At 31.2% G+C, this 14,455-nt stretch carries 12 protein-coding genes and 1 riboswitch; all 12 genes read right to left on the bottom strand.

Annotated elements, in window-relative coordinates; genetic code table 11:
* Nucleotide 1: 1 nt before the first annotated feature.
* A complete protein-coding gene (locus IAI10_RS11900) occupies nt 2-1,486 on the bottom strand; it encodes a cobyric acid synthase (RefSeq protein WP_315673489.1) in 1,485 nt (494 codons plus the stop codon).
* 170 nt (nt 1,487-1,656) lie between these two features.
* Nucleotides 1,657-1,835: riboswitch (cobalamin riboswitch) on the bottom strand.
* A gap of 28 nt (nt 1,836-1,863) precedes the next feature.
* Nucleotides 1,864-2,613 carry an adenosylcobinamide-GDP ribazoletransferase gene (gene cobS / locus IAI10_RS11895; RefSeq protein WP_315673488.1) on the bottom strand — a complete coding sequence of 250 codons (750 nt, stop codon included), beginning with the start codon at nt 2,611-2,613 and terminating at the stop codon, nt 1,864-1,866.
* A gap of 16 nt (nt 2,614-2,629) precedes the next feature.
* Nucleotides 2,630-3,178: a bifunctional adenosylcobinamide kinase/adenosylcobinamide-phosphate guanylyltransferase gene (cobU, locus tag IAI10_RS11890; protein WP_315673487.1), complete on the bottom strand. Its 549-nt coding sequence runs from the start codon at nt 3,176-3,178 to the stop codon at nt 2,630-2,632.
* 2 nt (nt 3,179-3,180) lie between these two features.
* A complete protein-coding gene (locus IAI10_RS11885) occupies nt 3,181-3,777 on the bottom strand; it encodes a histidine phosphatase family protein (protein ID WP_315673486.1) in 597 nt (198 codons plus the stop codon).
* 143 nt (nt 3,778-3,920) lie between these two features.
* On the bottom strand, nt 3,921-5,153 hold the full coding sequence (locus tag IAI10_RS11880) for an MFS transporter (protein WP_315673485.1): 1,233 nt from the start codon (nt 5,151-5,153) through the stop codon (nt 3,921-3,923).
* A complete protein-coding gene (locus tag IAI10_RS11875; RefSeq protein WP_315673484.1) occupies nt 5,153-6,019 on the bottom strand; it encodes a hypothetical protein in 867 nt (288 codons plus the stop codon). Before IAI10_RS11875 ends, IAI10_RS11880 begins: the two co-directional genes overlap by 1 nt.
* A gap of 63 nt (nt 6,020-6,082) precedes the next feature.
* Nucleotides 6,083-7,438: a B12-binding domain-containing radical SAM protein gene (locus IAI10_RS11870; protein ID WP_315673483.1), complete on the bottom strand. Its 1,356-nt coding sequence runs from the start codon at nt 7,436-7,438 to the stop codon at nt 6,083-6,085.
* Entirely contained in the window at nt 7,431-8,762 is a 1,332-nt protein-coding gene (locus IAI10_RS11865) for a B12-binding domain-containing radical SAM protein (protein WP_315673482.1), read from the bottom strand. Before IAI10_RS11865 ends, IAI10_RS11870 begins: the two co-directional genes overlap by 8 nt.
* A 1-nt stretch (nt 8,763) precedes the next feature.
* The gene (locus tag IAI10_RS11860) at nt 8,764-9,051 is read right to left on the bottom strand and encodes a PqqD family protein (RefSeq protein ID WP_315673481.1); all 288 of its coding nucleotides are present in this window, start codon (nt 9,049-9,051) and stop codon (nt 8,764-8,766) included.
* Nucleotides 9,052-9,066: 15 nt separating this feature from the next.
* The gene (locus tag IAI10_RS11855; RefSeq protein ID WP_315673480.1) at nt 9,067-10,161 is read right to left on the bottom strand and encodes a radical SAM protein; all 1,095 of its coding nucleotides are present in this window, start codon (nt 10,159-10,161) and stop codon (nt 9,067-9,069) included.
* Between the two features lie 568 nt (nt 10,162-10,729).
* On the bottom strand, nt 10,730-12,523 hold the full coding sequence (locus IAI10_RS11850) for an ABC transporter ATP-binding protein (RefSeq protein WP_315673479.1): 1,794 nt from the start codon (nt 12,521-12,523) through the stop codon (nt 10,730-10,732).
* Entirely contained in the window at nt 12,523-14,313 is a 1,791-nt protein-coding gene (locus IAI10_RS11845; RefSeq protein WP_315673478.1) for an ABC transporter ATP-binding protein, read from the bottom strand. The genes IAI10_RS11850 and IAI10_RS11845 overlap by 1 nt, the downstream gene beginning before the upstream one ends.
* Between the last annotated feature and the right edge of the window lie 142 nt (nt 14,314-14,455).

The following is a 14,455-nucleotide window of genomic DNA, read 5'->3' as shown; positions in this document are numbered from 1 at the left end:
GCTATTTTAACCCCATTATTTTATAAATACTGCCCATATCTAGTGAATTTCTAACAATACCTGCCAACTTATTTAATTCTTCTTCCCTAAAGCCTTCATATACTGGAGACTTTCTTTCAGGCAAAGCTTTTTCAGCTCTTATTTTGTTAAGTAAATACTCTCTAAACTCTGTAGAATCTAATATTCCATGAATATAAGTACCAAAGACTCTTTCAGCTTTTGCAAAAACGCCATCGATTTTATTGATCTCTCTGCCATTTTCCTTATTTAAAATTATGAAGCTGTTTTCTTCCTCCGCTACTGTGGTTTTCCCCATATGAATTTCGTAACCATATATATTTCCTTTGAAATCAGGAAGCTTTACCTGTCCTTCTACCCTTGTCATTACCTTTTGATTCTCAAGCACTGTCACGGCATCTATAACTCCCATGGCCCTTATGCTTTCCATATCACTTTCAATATTTAATGGATCCTTTATCTCTTTGCCAAGCATTTGATATCCACCACAGATGGCAAGAATTCTTCCACTGCTGCTATAATTTATTATAAGCTCCTCTAAACCGACCTTTCTTATGGCTTCAAGATCAGCTATAGTATTTTTACTTCCAGGTATTATAAGCAGATCTGGATTTCCGAATTCTTCTTTACGCTCAATAAACCTTACACTCACATCCTGCTCACACCTTAAGGCATCAGCATCTGTAAAGTTAGATACATGCGGCAGCATTATTAAAGCTACATCTATGGTGGCATTAACTTTTTTGTTTATTTCCATCATTGCTCCATCTTCATCTTCAAGAGTTAAATTAAAATAAGGCACAACTCCCAGGTTAGGTCTTTTTATGATATCTTCCAACATGATAATACCTGGATTTAAAAGGTTTATATCTCCTCTAAACTTATTTATTATTGTTCCCTTAACTCTTTTCTTTTCCTCTTCAGTAAGAAGCAGCATAGTGCCTGCAAGGGCTGCAAAAACTCCGCCCTTATCTATATCGCCAACTATGAGTACAGGCGCATCTACAAGCTCTGCCATTCCCATATTTACAATATCTCTTTCTCTTAGGTTTATTTCAGCAGGACTTCCTGCTCCCTCCATAACAATTATGTCAAACTCCTTTTCCAATTTTAGAAACTCATCCTTAAGCATATCCTTAAAAATTGGTTTTAAATTGTGATACTCCTGAGCTGAATGATTGTTATACACCTTTCCATTAACAATTACCTGACATCTGCTGTCTCCTGTAGGCTTTAAAAGTATTGGGTTCATGAATACCTGAGGTTCTAACCCCGCCGCATAAGCCTGAAGCACCTGGGCTCTCCCCATTTCTTTTCCATCTAAAGTGATATATGAATTTAAAGACATATTTTGGGATTTGTAAGGACATACTGAATAACCATCCTGTTTGAATATTCTGCATAAGGCTGCAACTAAAATGCTCTTTCCAACAGATGATCCAGTGCCTTGAATCATTATTTTAGCCATTTTTTACCTCTTCTCTTTATTTTTCGCCATTAAGTAAAAATGACAATACGCCTAGACGTATTGCCATTGAAATTAACTTAATTACAAAAAAGGTATACTACACCCAAAAGGGCATACGTGCCACCTTAAATAGCTATAAGAACTCTCATAGGCCTTCCCTCCGAAAGCATACCAAAACCACAAATTTAGGCAGGTCTCCTGACTTATGAATCTCCCTTATCTTTCCTTCCCCTATAGAATAGAGTGGTTTATAAAGACTCGTCCTCAAATACAGTAGCGGGGGCTGCTGCGGATTTTAACCGCATTCCCTTTTCACCTTTTTACAGGCACCTAAATTTAATATTAAATTTTCACTTAATTATAATTTCTTTTTAGCATTATGTCAAGGAAAGTGCCATCAAACTCATAAGCACTACCAATTCATTATTTGCACCTAAGCTGTCTCCAGTAACACCGTTAATTTTGCATTTACAAAGATAATTAAATATAAAAGTTATAATTACAGCTGTGATAAATAGTATCACTGTATCGTAAATCAAACCTAATGCCAATCCCACCGCCGCTGCAAATATTATATTTACCAAAACTTCTTTTACACTTACATTATCAATAAATAAATTTCCTGAGCCCTTCTCCTTAGCAGGTTTTCCAATCAAGCTAAGCAGAGTAATAGAAAATCTGCTTATAATAGGAATCAATATTAAGAGCAAAGGGCTTTTCTTTTGCAGCAGGATTATATATCCCTGATATTTAATTAAAATATTTAATATTATGCTTATGCAGGCAAAGGTACCGATTCTGCTATCCTTCATTATCTCAATTATCTTATCTTTGCCACCTTTAAAGGCAAAGAATCCATCACAGGTATCACCAAAACCATCGATATGCAGGGCTCCAGTAATCAATATATCAAATATAATTATTACAATAGCTGTTAAACTAACTGGCATTATTTTAATCAGCAGCATATAAAGTAAATACTGGCCTCCCCCTATTAATAGTCCTATCAGCCAGAAAAAATTGGCTCCAGACTTAAAATTCTCTCTCTCACAGGGAAGAGATTTGTTTATTGGTATTCTGGTCATGAATTGAAGCATAAGCAAAAAATTATAGTAATATTCTCTCATAACAGCCTCCAATAATTTATTTAAGCTTTAGCGGCAGCCCTGCTACCACCAAATAAGCCTCATCACACAATTTACCTAGCATTTGATTTATTCTTCCTGATATATCTGTGAAGATTCTTCCTAGCCTGTACTCAGATACTAGAGAAAAGCCTACTTCATTAGTTATCACTATAAGCTCTTTATCAGCTTTTCTACAAGCAGAGATCGCTTTCTTAATTTCCTCACTTATATTATTCTCCAAAAGTTGAATTTCCTTTTTTGATATATTATCAAAGTCGGTATATTTATCAAACATTAAATTTGTTATCATAGTTGTGACGCACTCAAGCATAATATGAGTACATTCTGTTTTCTCAATAATCTTATGTAAGTCCTTATAGCCTTCAAAGGTCTGCCAATTTTCATTTCTTCTTGCCTTATGAATAGCTATTCTTTCTTTCATATCCTCATCTGTTATAATAGAAGTAGCGATATACAATACCTTATCTTTTCCCTTAAGCAGGTTTTCGCCAAAGCTGCTTTTTCCGCTTCTGCTTCCGCCTGTAACTAATGTTATTTTGCTCAAGCTTATTTCCCTCCAATTGCCTCTAATTGTATTATGGAATCAATATACCAATTGTCATATTCAAATTTAACTATAGCTACATTGCCATTTCCAGCTGTAAATTTCCAGAAATTATTTAAGCCGCCACCTAGTATATAACAATAAATTAATCTTATAATACCACCATGAGTTACCACAAGGCAATTCTTATAATCAGCTTTTTCCAAGGTCTTCATAAAATCCATAACTCTATCATAAACTTCTTTTACACTTTCTCCTTCAGGAATTTTGTAATCTATCCAATTTTCTTCCCAAGCCTTTTTCTCAGCAGGATATTTATCACACAATTCTTCATAGGTTTTATTTTCAAATATTCCAAAATCCCTTTCGTTTAATCTGGAGTCAGATACTATTTCTCCATCAAACAATATTTTTGCACTATCCAAGGCTCTCTTTCTTTTACTAGAAAATACCCTGTCAAAACACACCCCATAAATAAGCCTTTTAGCTTTTTCAATTTCACCTATGCCCTGCATAGATAGCTCATCTTCAGAACTTCCTATATAACGTCTCTTAAGATTGCCATCAGTTTGTCCATGTCTTATTAAATATAAATTCATAACCTAAAACTCCCTATATATTTAATGCAATGTTCATAATTCTTAATTTTATTATAGCTTATATTAATAAGTTGGACAATTTACCATATTACAGTGATAATTATAATGATTACATAAAAACATACCTTAATAGTATTTTATATCTAGTCTGTTTTCACAAAGAACAAATTCTTAATCAAGAGACTTGAGCAGGCTATAAGAATTAATCCACATATAGTAAGTATAAGATATAATGGTATATAATTTAATACTATTCCTGATGCAAGCATCGAAATTGGAGTCAATATGTTGATAATCATTGAATATAAACTAAAAATCATTCCTCTTTTATAGTCCGGGGTTTCTCTTTGAAAAATAGTCATCATGCTTATTTCACCAAACCCTGAGTAAAAGCCTTGAAATAGCATTGTAATAACAGCAATATAAAAATTTCTAACATTTCCTATTATTATTAATGCTAATCCACAAAATATAGGAAATGTAGCTAAGAACAACTTCTGATTTTTTATTATTGGCCTAATTATTAGCAGTAGCCCAGCTAAAAGCACTCCTAAAGAATCAGCTATCATAATAATACTTAAAGCCACTGGACCCATATTGTAAAACTTGTCCACTAACTGTTGCAAAAATAATATCATTGGCGCAACGAAAAAAGTCATAATTGAAAAAATTAAGGTTATAGTTTTAATAAGTCTATTTGTTTTAATAAATTGAAATGCTGTTGAAGTGCTGTTTATTATTTGTTTATAATAAGTTTTCTTACCCTCCATACTATTTTGCACATATGGGATTGTTACAAACAACTCACAGATTGCAGATATTATAAAGGATACTCCGTTTAGTATAAAAGCTGTAGCTGTACCAATAAAAGCTATAATTACTCCTCCGCATACTGGTCCTAAAATATTGGTTATACTGCTTACAGATTGTAGCAATGAATTGGCTCTATTTAACTCATTTTCCTTAACAATCGTTGGTATACTTGCATTAATAGAAGGAGAGAAAAATGTTTTTGAAATTCCTAGTAAAAAAGTTATTGTGTAAATTTCCCAAATGCTTAACGATCCCAATAAAGCCCTAAATCCTATATATAGCGATAAAATTCCTCCTGTAAAATCTGAAATTATTAATATATTTTTTCTTGGAAACTTATCACTTATATGACCTGCAATTATTCCAAAAACTATAGGCGGAAATATATTGCAAAACAATACGATACCTGTGCTTGAAGTTGATTTGGTTTTCTCTGCTACCAAATATATTATGGCAAGATAATATATCCAATTTCCTGTTTCTGATACTATTTTCGCTAAAAGCAATGTCATAAAATTTTTATTATGCGTTACAATATTTTTTTTTGTGAAAATTTGTACCATTACATTGCCTCCTCAAAATCATTTTGGCAAAGTATTTTTTTACCTGTTTTAGTTATTACAGTAATAGAATTATATTCACTTACAGTAAAACTTAAATGAAAAAATCCCTCTCTTGCTTCTGGAATAATAAAAATCATTGAATTACCTATATCAAAACTTATGAAATCACCTCTAACATCTCGAATATTTTTATTATCTATAATAAGCCAATAGCTGTCACTCAGTGTATCCTTTAATTTAATATTAATATTAATATCAAACTTGCTATCTCCATTTATAGACATGCAGTCAATATTCAGAATATCACGTATAAGTAACGCTTTTCTTAAAGTATTTACATCAGTATCCCCATCCAAACTCGCCAAGGCTGTTGCTCCATGACCACTAAAACCTTGAATTAAAGCCATATAAAACAAAACGATATTTTTAAAGTAAAATCCTGCTAACATGAATGAAATACTAAAAATTATATTTGACATCATTCCAGAAATCGCTCTCAATATTAATCTATCCGTGGTAGAATTTATTGGATGATCATTGAGTATTTCAGTTTTCATGTTAAAAAATATTAATTTGGAGTGATCATTTTTTAGAACTTTAACTTTACATTTACATCCCATTAATCTTAAGGTAAAAACATGACCTAATTCATGAAAATATCCTCCCATAAAAAGTCCCAAATATGTCACAGGAATTAAGCATAAAAGATATATTAGCAAATAATTTAATTTTATATTTCTTAAATATATTAAAAAAAATAAAGCAGGTATCAAGATTAGTATTCCACCAAATATTTTACCTTTTACTGGATTCATAAGGATTTCAGCTAGCTTTCTAATGAAATAAAACTTTTTATTTTTTTTCATAACTCCTCCTAAAATATAGCTTTTACAATGCTTTATTCTATTTCTTAAATTTCCTCTTTTGTACTAATATCCATTTGCTTTTACTTTTTCTGCATCATATATCCAATCAACTTTTTTTATTGCTTTCAATTTTAAATCAAAATTATCTTGCTTATAGTAATAAAAGGAGGAAAAAAGTTTAGGATATTTTAATATTAGTTCTATAGTATTGGGATAATCTTCTATATTTTCATTTACTGGTAATCCACCAGCCCTTGACTGAGCTTCAATACTAAATTCTAAAGAATCACCATATTCTTTGTATAATGGAGAGCTTGGTAATGGAGATAACAACGACATCTGGCTGAGAACTCCAGGTATATTCATATCTTCATATAAAGTTTCTATGAGGTCATAGAAATCTTCTATAGTTTCAAAAGGATATCCCCATATATAGGATGCTCGTACATTACGTACATAATTTGTTGTTTCTTTTATTACATTTCTTGCCTGCTCCACAGTATGACCTTTATGAATTTTCTTTAATATTTTATCAGAACCAGCCTCAACACCATAAAAAACTTGAATACAGTTTGTCTTTTCCATGAATTCAAACCACTCTTTATCCATAAGTGTTATCTTGCCATTACAAGTCCAAGGAAGATCTATCCCTTCAGCTCTAACTGCGCTAATAATATTTTTAACCCTATTTCTATCCAACACAAATGTATCATCAGCAAAGGCTATTACATTTGTATAATCTATAAGCGATTTTATTTCAGCTACAATATCCTCAACACTTCTATGCGTTAATTTTCTTTGCCATATAGAATGAGCACTACAAAATTGGCAATCAAATGGGCATCCTCTTGCAGTTATGATAGTTTGTATTCTATCATAATCATCTAAATTCAATAAATCATAAGCAGGGTGAGGAATTTCAGAAATGTTATCAATTCTTTTCCTTTGAGGAGTAACTAAAATTTCGCCATTCTCTACATAAGCAATTCCATTAATATTGGAAACTTCTTTAGAATCTTTTATAGCCTTCATTAATTCAAGAGTAGTTATTTCTCCCTCTCCGATAACTACATAATCTACAGGAAAGTATTTGAGTAGCTCAGAACTCAAATCGCTAGGGCCAGCTCCTCCTAATATTATAATTTTATCAGGATTTTCTTTTTTTATTAATTCAACGGCTCCAAGCACTATTGGCATAGAATTGCAGGTAGCCGATATTGCCAATATATCTGCACTATTGTCACAAAATTTTTTAAATGTCTCAACATCAAATCGCCTGCTAAGCTTTTTTCCCTGATAATCTCTAAATTCAACATTAAAGCCATTATTTCTTAGTACGGAGGCAATAATTAGAGGACCAATAGGAACAGAAATCCCCTTCATTAACAGCCCTGAATTCACAATAGTAATATCATACATAATCCTTCTCCTTATATCTATTTAATAATTTATCAACTATCTTCTTTTTATCATAAAAAGCTTGATGCTCAATGTAAAAAAATGAAGAAAAAATTTTTTTATTTTCGATTATAAATTCCTTTACATCCTCATAATCTTTTGTATAATCCATATTAATTGTTGAACCGTTATATATATTGTCTTCCATAAACGCAAGCTTGTCCTTGTATTCATCATATAGTTTTGATGCAATAAAAGGGGTAGCCAAATTTAGTACAGGCCTCAAGTTATGATCTATTGAATCACTTAAATAATTAAATATAGTTTGATTAAAATCCTCAAGTGTTTCAAAAGGAAATCCCCATATATAGGATGTATAAATACGCTTCATGTATCTTTTGGCAAGATTTACCTCTTCTCGTGCCTGTTCAATGGAAATTTTTTTATTTAGTTTTTCCAAAACAACATTTGATCCAGATTCTATGCCTACATATAAGGTATCACATCCTGCAGACCTTATGACTTCCAGTAGTTCTTCATCCATACAGCCAACTCTGCCAGTACATTCCCAAGGAATATTTATATTTAATTCCTTATAAATTCTACAAAACTCGAAAAGCCTTTTTTTATTTACTATAAATGCATCATCACAAAAATATATTCTATTAACCTTAAATTTTAACTGCTTAATTTCTTCAAAAACATTCTCTAAACTTCTATAAACTACGCCCTTTTCCCAAATTGGTTTGGAACAGAACATACAATTATATGCGCAGCCTCGACTTGTTATAATAGTAGCTTTATTATCATAATCTTTTAATTCAATATGATTATAAGAAGGATATACATCTATACACTTAAGATTTTGTCTATCAGCATTATGTATTATCTTATTTTTACATCTATAAGATATTCCTTCAATTTCACTCAAAGAGCTATTACTTATCAACTTCTTCACCAATAAAGGAGTGGTAATTTCGCCTTCTCCCCTAATTACAATATCTATTCTAGATAGATTAAAAATTTCGTCTGAGATTTTAGCTACACCAGGACCGGCAAGAACTATTATTAATTCTGGATTGGTTTCCTTTAAAATATCAACTGCTTTCAGTATCAGAGGAAGATAGTTTGCAAATACTCCAATACAAATTATTTTACTTTTTAGTTCTAAAAGTAATTCAGAAATGCTCTTAGGATCAGAAGCTTCAGATTTAATCAATTGATAATCCTTAAATTCTACCTTTAATCCCTGCTCCTCTAATTTAGAGACAACGATTAATGGACCTATAGGTATATATGGATTTTTTACTGAAAAGCTAGCATTTACTATTGAAACGTCAAACATATTACTCACTCACTTTTACAAGTTCATATTTTTCCAAAAGTCTAATCATTTCTAAAACATCATTTTCTATATCTAATCTATTAGGCTTTTCAATACATTTATCATATATAACATCAACTATTTCAGATATACTTTTTTCACCATCACATTCATTAAAGACTACATAACCAACCTCATTAACTAAAAAGAATCTAGCAGTAAGAGTATTGAATAAAGCATAATCATCCATTTGTGGTCTTGCTGTTATGCCTTCATTTTTTTTAGGTTTACAATCACGTAAATTTTCCATAAACAACCTCTCCTCTTAATTTATATTATTAATAAGTTTACAAACCTCACTAATTGGATATTCTGTACAATTTCTAGCTATGCCATCATCACTGCTTAAAGCAGATATAGGACAAGGGTAACAGTAATTAATTAAGTATTTACACCCATTGCAACAGCTTAACTTTTCTAATAGGACATTAGGTCCTAACTCAGAAAATGTCTTCATAAATTCTTCGGACTTGATTGCAGCTAATGCATTACCACCTAATAGATCGTATCCTTTTATTTTGTAATTACTCTTTTTATAATTAAAATCTGCACAAAGTCCTTTGCATGGAAATGCAGTGCCTTTAAAATTTATATACATTAGCTCTAATGGAATATGTTGTCGCTTTCTTGTTAGGGAAAATTTAGTTTTATATTTGTTATTCATAAATTCTATTAGTTTTGGAGGACAAATATCTAAATTTATTAATTCTTCTTTTATATTTTTTTCATAAGCATATGCGCATATTTTTTCTATTGCCTGCACAAATTCTTCAGGAGTCAATTCATTACACACATTATATTTAGAAGCATTACCTCCATATGCTAATAATTCATAATTAATTCTTGTTGCTCCTACTTCCAAAGCGTAATCAATAATATCAGTCACCTCAAATATATTTTCTTTCATCATCACAAAATTAATTACCCTATCTTTTACATTCAACGAACTTAGTATTTTAAAATTATCTTTTATTAACTTAAAACTATTTATTCCTCTTATTTTTCTATAAGTTTCTTCACTAGCGCCGTCTATACTTACAGCAACTCCAGATAAACCTCTTTCTAAAAGTGCTTTAATTTTATTGCTTATATAGTAGCCATTTGTAACTATATAAGTAGCAATGCCCTTACTTGAGCAAAAACCCACTATATCTTCTATATCTTTCCTCATTAAGGGTTCCCCACCGTAAAAAGCTATCGTCTCAACACCTGGAATGCTTAGATTGTTGATAATGGTCTTAATTTCATCATAAGTTAATTCTGAATTACTATTTGTAACATCTCCAGCATAACAATGGGCACATCTAAAATTGCATTTTGAGGTCACATCAAAATGAGCTATAGCTATCTTATTATTCATTGAGCACCTCCTATATGCTTAATTAGTTGTCTATGCCACCAAACAATACATATATATTAGATCGTAAGGGGATTATATCTTATCTATTCTTGGCGACATAGACTATATAAGTATCAGAGCATTTAAAATTTAAAGCTTTTAAGCAGTCATTTATCGTTAAAAATATTTATAAACTATTGATTTTTTAGGCTTAATAACCATTTATCTGCTGTTATGCATACAGAAATTTCTTTAACCATAGGCTTTATATATCTCATACCAATCACCTCCTTTATATGTAATTATTTGTTGCTCTGATATCATATATCACTATTTAATGTATAAATATTTTTTCATATATCAAACATTCTCTGTAATATTTATACATTAATTACATATTTAGTTCTTATTACTATTATAATACTTTAATTCACATTTACAAGCATCTACCAAAAAAATTAAATAATTTTTTTACATTTTTAATTTAAATTGCTTAATGCAAGATATATAGCATAGAAAATATAATAAAATAAGCCTACCAAGACATTGTTTATGTCTTAGTAGACTCTTTATAAATTCTTTGGAGTATTTATGTATTTTCTACATACCACTTGCTTTGTGCTTTATACAGCTCTGCATATTTGCCGTTTTTATCAATCAATTCATCATGTGTGCCAATCTCACTTATAGTTCCACTATCCATCACAACAATCCTATCTGCTATTTTGGCAGAACCAAGCCTGTGAGTAACAAGCACGGCTGTTTTATTCTTAGAAATCTCACTAAACATATTATATATTCTTGTTTCCTCAATAGGGTCAATAGCTGCAGTAGGTTCATCTAGAACTATCATATCATGGCTTTTATAAAAGCCTCTGGCAATAGCTATTCTCTGCCATTGTCCCCCAGATAAATCTATTCCATCAAATTCCCTTGAAAGCATTGTATCATAGGATTCTTTAAATTTTTCTTCATCCATAACCAAGTCTGCCTTTTTTGCAGCACTATCTAACTCTTCCTTAATTATGCTATTTCTATTCAAGTCACTTATAGCTATGTTGTCTCCCAAGCTCATTTTATATCTTTGAAAATTCTGAAATACTGCAGATACTCTTTTATATAGGACTTTTTTAGCAGCTTGAGAAGTATCTGCCCCTCCCAAAAAAACTTTTCCACTATCAGGAATATATAATCCCATCATAAGCTTAACTAAAGTGCTCTTTCCAGCACCATTTTCTCCAACTACAGCTATAGTCTCTCCAGGGTGAACCATTAGACTGACATTTTTTACAGCCTGGCTTTCCTTTCCTGGATACTTAAAACATATATTCTGAAGCTTTATGCCTGGAGTTGCTTCCACAGTAAACTCCTTTTCTTCTTTTTCAGGTAATTCCAGAAAACTAACTAAGTGCTTAATATTTCCCATATTTTTAGAAATTGAACCTATATGCCTGCAAATTATCTGCTCCATGAGACTAAATATCCTTCCTATGGAGGCAAATACTGCACTAAAGGCTCCTACTGAAAGCTCACCTTTTATAAGTGTCTGCACAAGCATGTATAATACTATAATATAGCCAGAGAGCGTTATAACCTTCATTCCAAGCTCCATAAGCCCTGATTTCTTTTCTGATGTCCAAGCTTTCTTATTCAGTAGTCTTATAGCGGAAATATATAAATCTTTAAAATATTCATAGGCTCCTAAAAATCTGGTTTCCTTATAATATTCTTTATCTACTATGCACTTTTCATAATATTCAAACTCTCTTCTTATAGGTGCAGCTTCCTCAGATAAATTAGTAAAGAGCTTAGTCCTTATGAATTGAGTGAAAGCTACAGGTATAAAAATAATCACTAAAGATATTGCAAGTATCGGTTTTAGAGTATAAAGATATAATGCCATTGTTAGAAAATAAGGTATATAAAAAGTAACTATACTTGAAAGTATTATAAACATAAACATACTGTTCATCAAACCCTGATGAGCTTTATTTATATGATCTAAGCTAGAAGTATCCTCAAACATAATTGGGTCAAGTCTCCCTGCTTTTTCATTAATTTTGCTGCCTATATAAGAGTTTACTCTGTAAGACAGATCATCTGGTATAAAATTATATATTCCATTTAATATTTGGTTTATTATTAATGAAGCTCCCAAACCTATTGTTACGATTATTATGCTATTTGTTGAGCTTCCCTTAGCAGCATTTGTTATAGAATCAAAAAATTTTTGAGTCATTATAGTATTCACCACATAGGATATACCTTGCAGCATAGCTATAAAGAAAAAAAATGCAGAATACAATGGACATGCTTTAAATATCATAGGAATTATTTTTTTTAATATTTTATAAAAAGAAAAGTTGTCACTTTTACTTACCATTATAGATACCAACTCCTTTGACTTTTATACATTTGTGCATATACTCTGCCATATTCCATTAACTTCTTATGAGAGCCTTTTTCAATAACCCTGCCTGCATCAAGTACAAATATTTCATCAGCTAATTTTGTTGATCCAAGCCTGTGACTTATTAATAGTGTGGTAGCTCCTTTGCTTATTTCTTCAAAGGATTCATAAAGCTTGCTCTCACTTATAGGGTCAAGTGCAGCAGTAGGCTCGTCCAATATTCGTAAGGAAGCCGAACTAATCAACGCCCTAATCATAGCTAATCTTTGCCACTGACCTCCTGATAAATCAACTCCATCAGTTTTTATCCTTCCAAGAGACGTGTCGTATTTCTTAGGAAGCTCTTCTATCGCTGTCTCCATATTGATTAACTTTACCGCCTTCATCATCTCTTCTCTTGCAGCAGCTTTTTTCATTTCATTTATATTTCCCAATGCTATATTATCCTTTACAGATATATAGTATTTAGCAAAATCCTGATATACGATGGAGTACATCGCTTTCAGCTCACTATATTTATAGTCCCTTATGCTTATTCCATTAATTAATATATCTCCTTCAAAATCTTCATACATACCTGTTATAAGCTTAATAATAGTTGTCTTACCAGCACCGTTACAGCCAACAAAGGCATAATGAAGACCCTTTTCAAGCTTGAAAGACAATTTATTTAATATGTAATTTTCTGTACCAGGATACTTGAAGGATACTTCCTGAAACTCTACAGTTTCTACTATAAACTTCTCAGAAGAAGGTACCTCTGCTGCTCCCTCCTGCTCCTCTAATTCTGAAAAAGCTCTTAAATCTTTTAGATATTCTCTATTTTTTGTAAGCTCCTTTATATAATAGCTAAGCTGCCAGGACATCATGGGAACCAAGTTTAAAAGTTCATTTACAATGGATATAAATAGCCCAATAGAAATTGCCTTATCTAGGACCGGCTTAATGAGCACCGATATCATAAGCATAGATATCAATGCTGTAATTATACTTGAAATTTTTAACTTAAAAAAGTATTTTAAAGTGGCATTAAACAATGCTTTCCTAACAATTTCATTTTGTTCTTTCCATTTTTTATTTATATTTTCTGTAAAATCAAAAATTGTCCTTTCAGCTGCAGCCTCTCTCCCTGTCAATACTTCTCCAATATACTCATATTTTCTCATATTTTTAGATACTTCTCTATCAGCCTTATAGGTGGCTTTTCCTCCTTTTATTGATAAAAGCACAAGAGGTATACTTATAATTAAAATTATGATACTTGCCCACCATATCTTAGTTATCAGTATGATCAATATCCCTACAATTCTAACAAGCATAGAAATAAAAGCTAACATGTTCATATACGCATTTTTAATTATTCCTTCAGGATTTTTAGAAACTCTGGATATTAAATTCCATGCTTCCTGGTTTTCAATATGTCTATACTTTAGCTTTGCTGTCTTCTCAGTAATACTTACTCTAAATTTCTCTCTTAACGCGAACTCAAGCTTTACTTCTGCAAATTTTACAATCTGTGCAGATACCCAGCTATAGGCTATTAAAAGAATTAATAAAATTATTGGGATTACTATACTTTCTAAGACTTTTTTCCCTGCCAATATCTGAAGAGCTGTATCAAGAAAATAGGCAGTTACAATTATCTGCAAGCTTGGAATAATTCCTTCCATTATCTTTTGCAGTCCAATAAAAAAAGCATACCCTTTGTCAGCTTCAAAGGGTATCTTAATTATTTCAATTAATTTATAATCCTTATTCTTCATAAACTATACTCCAATCCAATTATTATCTTTATAGCTGTTTTAAATGAATGCTGATAAATGCTTTCATCAAGCTGAAAGTTTAAATAATTCTTAATATAATTATACCATATATTCACTTCAAATAATGATACTGTTTTTTATG

The sequence above is a fragment of the Clostridium sp. 19966 genome (assembly GCF_032335695.1).
In the GTDB taxonomy this organism is placed as follows: domain Bacteria; phylum Bacillota; class Clostridia; order Clostridiales; family Clostridiaceae; genus JACTOJ01.
The sequence above is the reverse complement of the archived record's forward strand: the minus strand, read 5'-3'. Positions and strand labels throughout refer to the sequence as shown.

Excerpts from the sequence above, each read along its gene's own strand:
- IAI10_RS11865 (WP_315673482.1), bottom strand. The coding sequence starts at position 8,762 with ATGTTTGACGTTTCAATAGTAAATGCTAGCTTTTCAGTAAAAAATCCA.
- IAI10_RS11885 (WP_315673486.1), bottom strand. The coding sequence starts at position 3,777 with ATGAATTTATATTTAATAAGACATGGACAAACTGATGGCAATCTTAAG.
- IAI10_RS11880 (WP_315673485.1), bottom strand. The coding sequence starts at position 5,153 with ATGGTACAAATTTTCACAAAAAAAAATATTGTAACGCATAATAAAAAT.
- IAI10_RS11850 (WP_315673479.1), bottom strand. The coding sequence starts at position 12,523 with ATGGTAAGTAAAAGTGACAACTTTTCTTTTTATAAAATATTAAAAAAA.
- IAI10_RS11855 (WP_315673480.1), bottom strand. The coding sequence starts at position 10,161 with ATGAATAATAAGATAGCTATAGCTCATTTTGATGTGACCTCAAAATGC.
- cobS (WP_315673488.1), bottom strand. The coding sequence starts at position 2,613 with ATGAGAGAATATTACTATAATTTTTTGCTTATGCTTCAATTCATGACC.
- IAI10_RS11875 (WP_315673484.1), bottom strand. The coding sequence starts at position 6,019 with ATGAAAAAAAATAAAAAGTTTTATTTCATTAGAAAGCTAGCTGAAATC.
- IAI10_RS11860 (WP_315673481.1), bottom strand. The coding sequence starts at position 9,051 with ATGGAAAATTTACGTGATTGTAAACCTAAAAAAAATGAAGGCATAACA.
- IAI10_RS11900 (WP_315673489.1), bottom strand. The coding sequence starts at position 1,486 with ATGGCTAAAATAATGATTCAAGGCACTGGATCATCTGTTGGAAAGAGC.
- IAI10_RS11870 (WP_315673483.1), bottom strand. The coding sequence starts at position 7,438 with ATGTATGATATTACTATTGTGAATTCAGGGCTGTTAATGAAGGGGATT.
- IAI10_RS11845 (WP_315673478.1), bottom strand. The coding sequence starts at position 14,313 with ATGAAGAATAAGGATTATAAATTAATTGAAATAATTAAGATACCCTTT.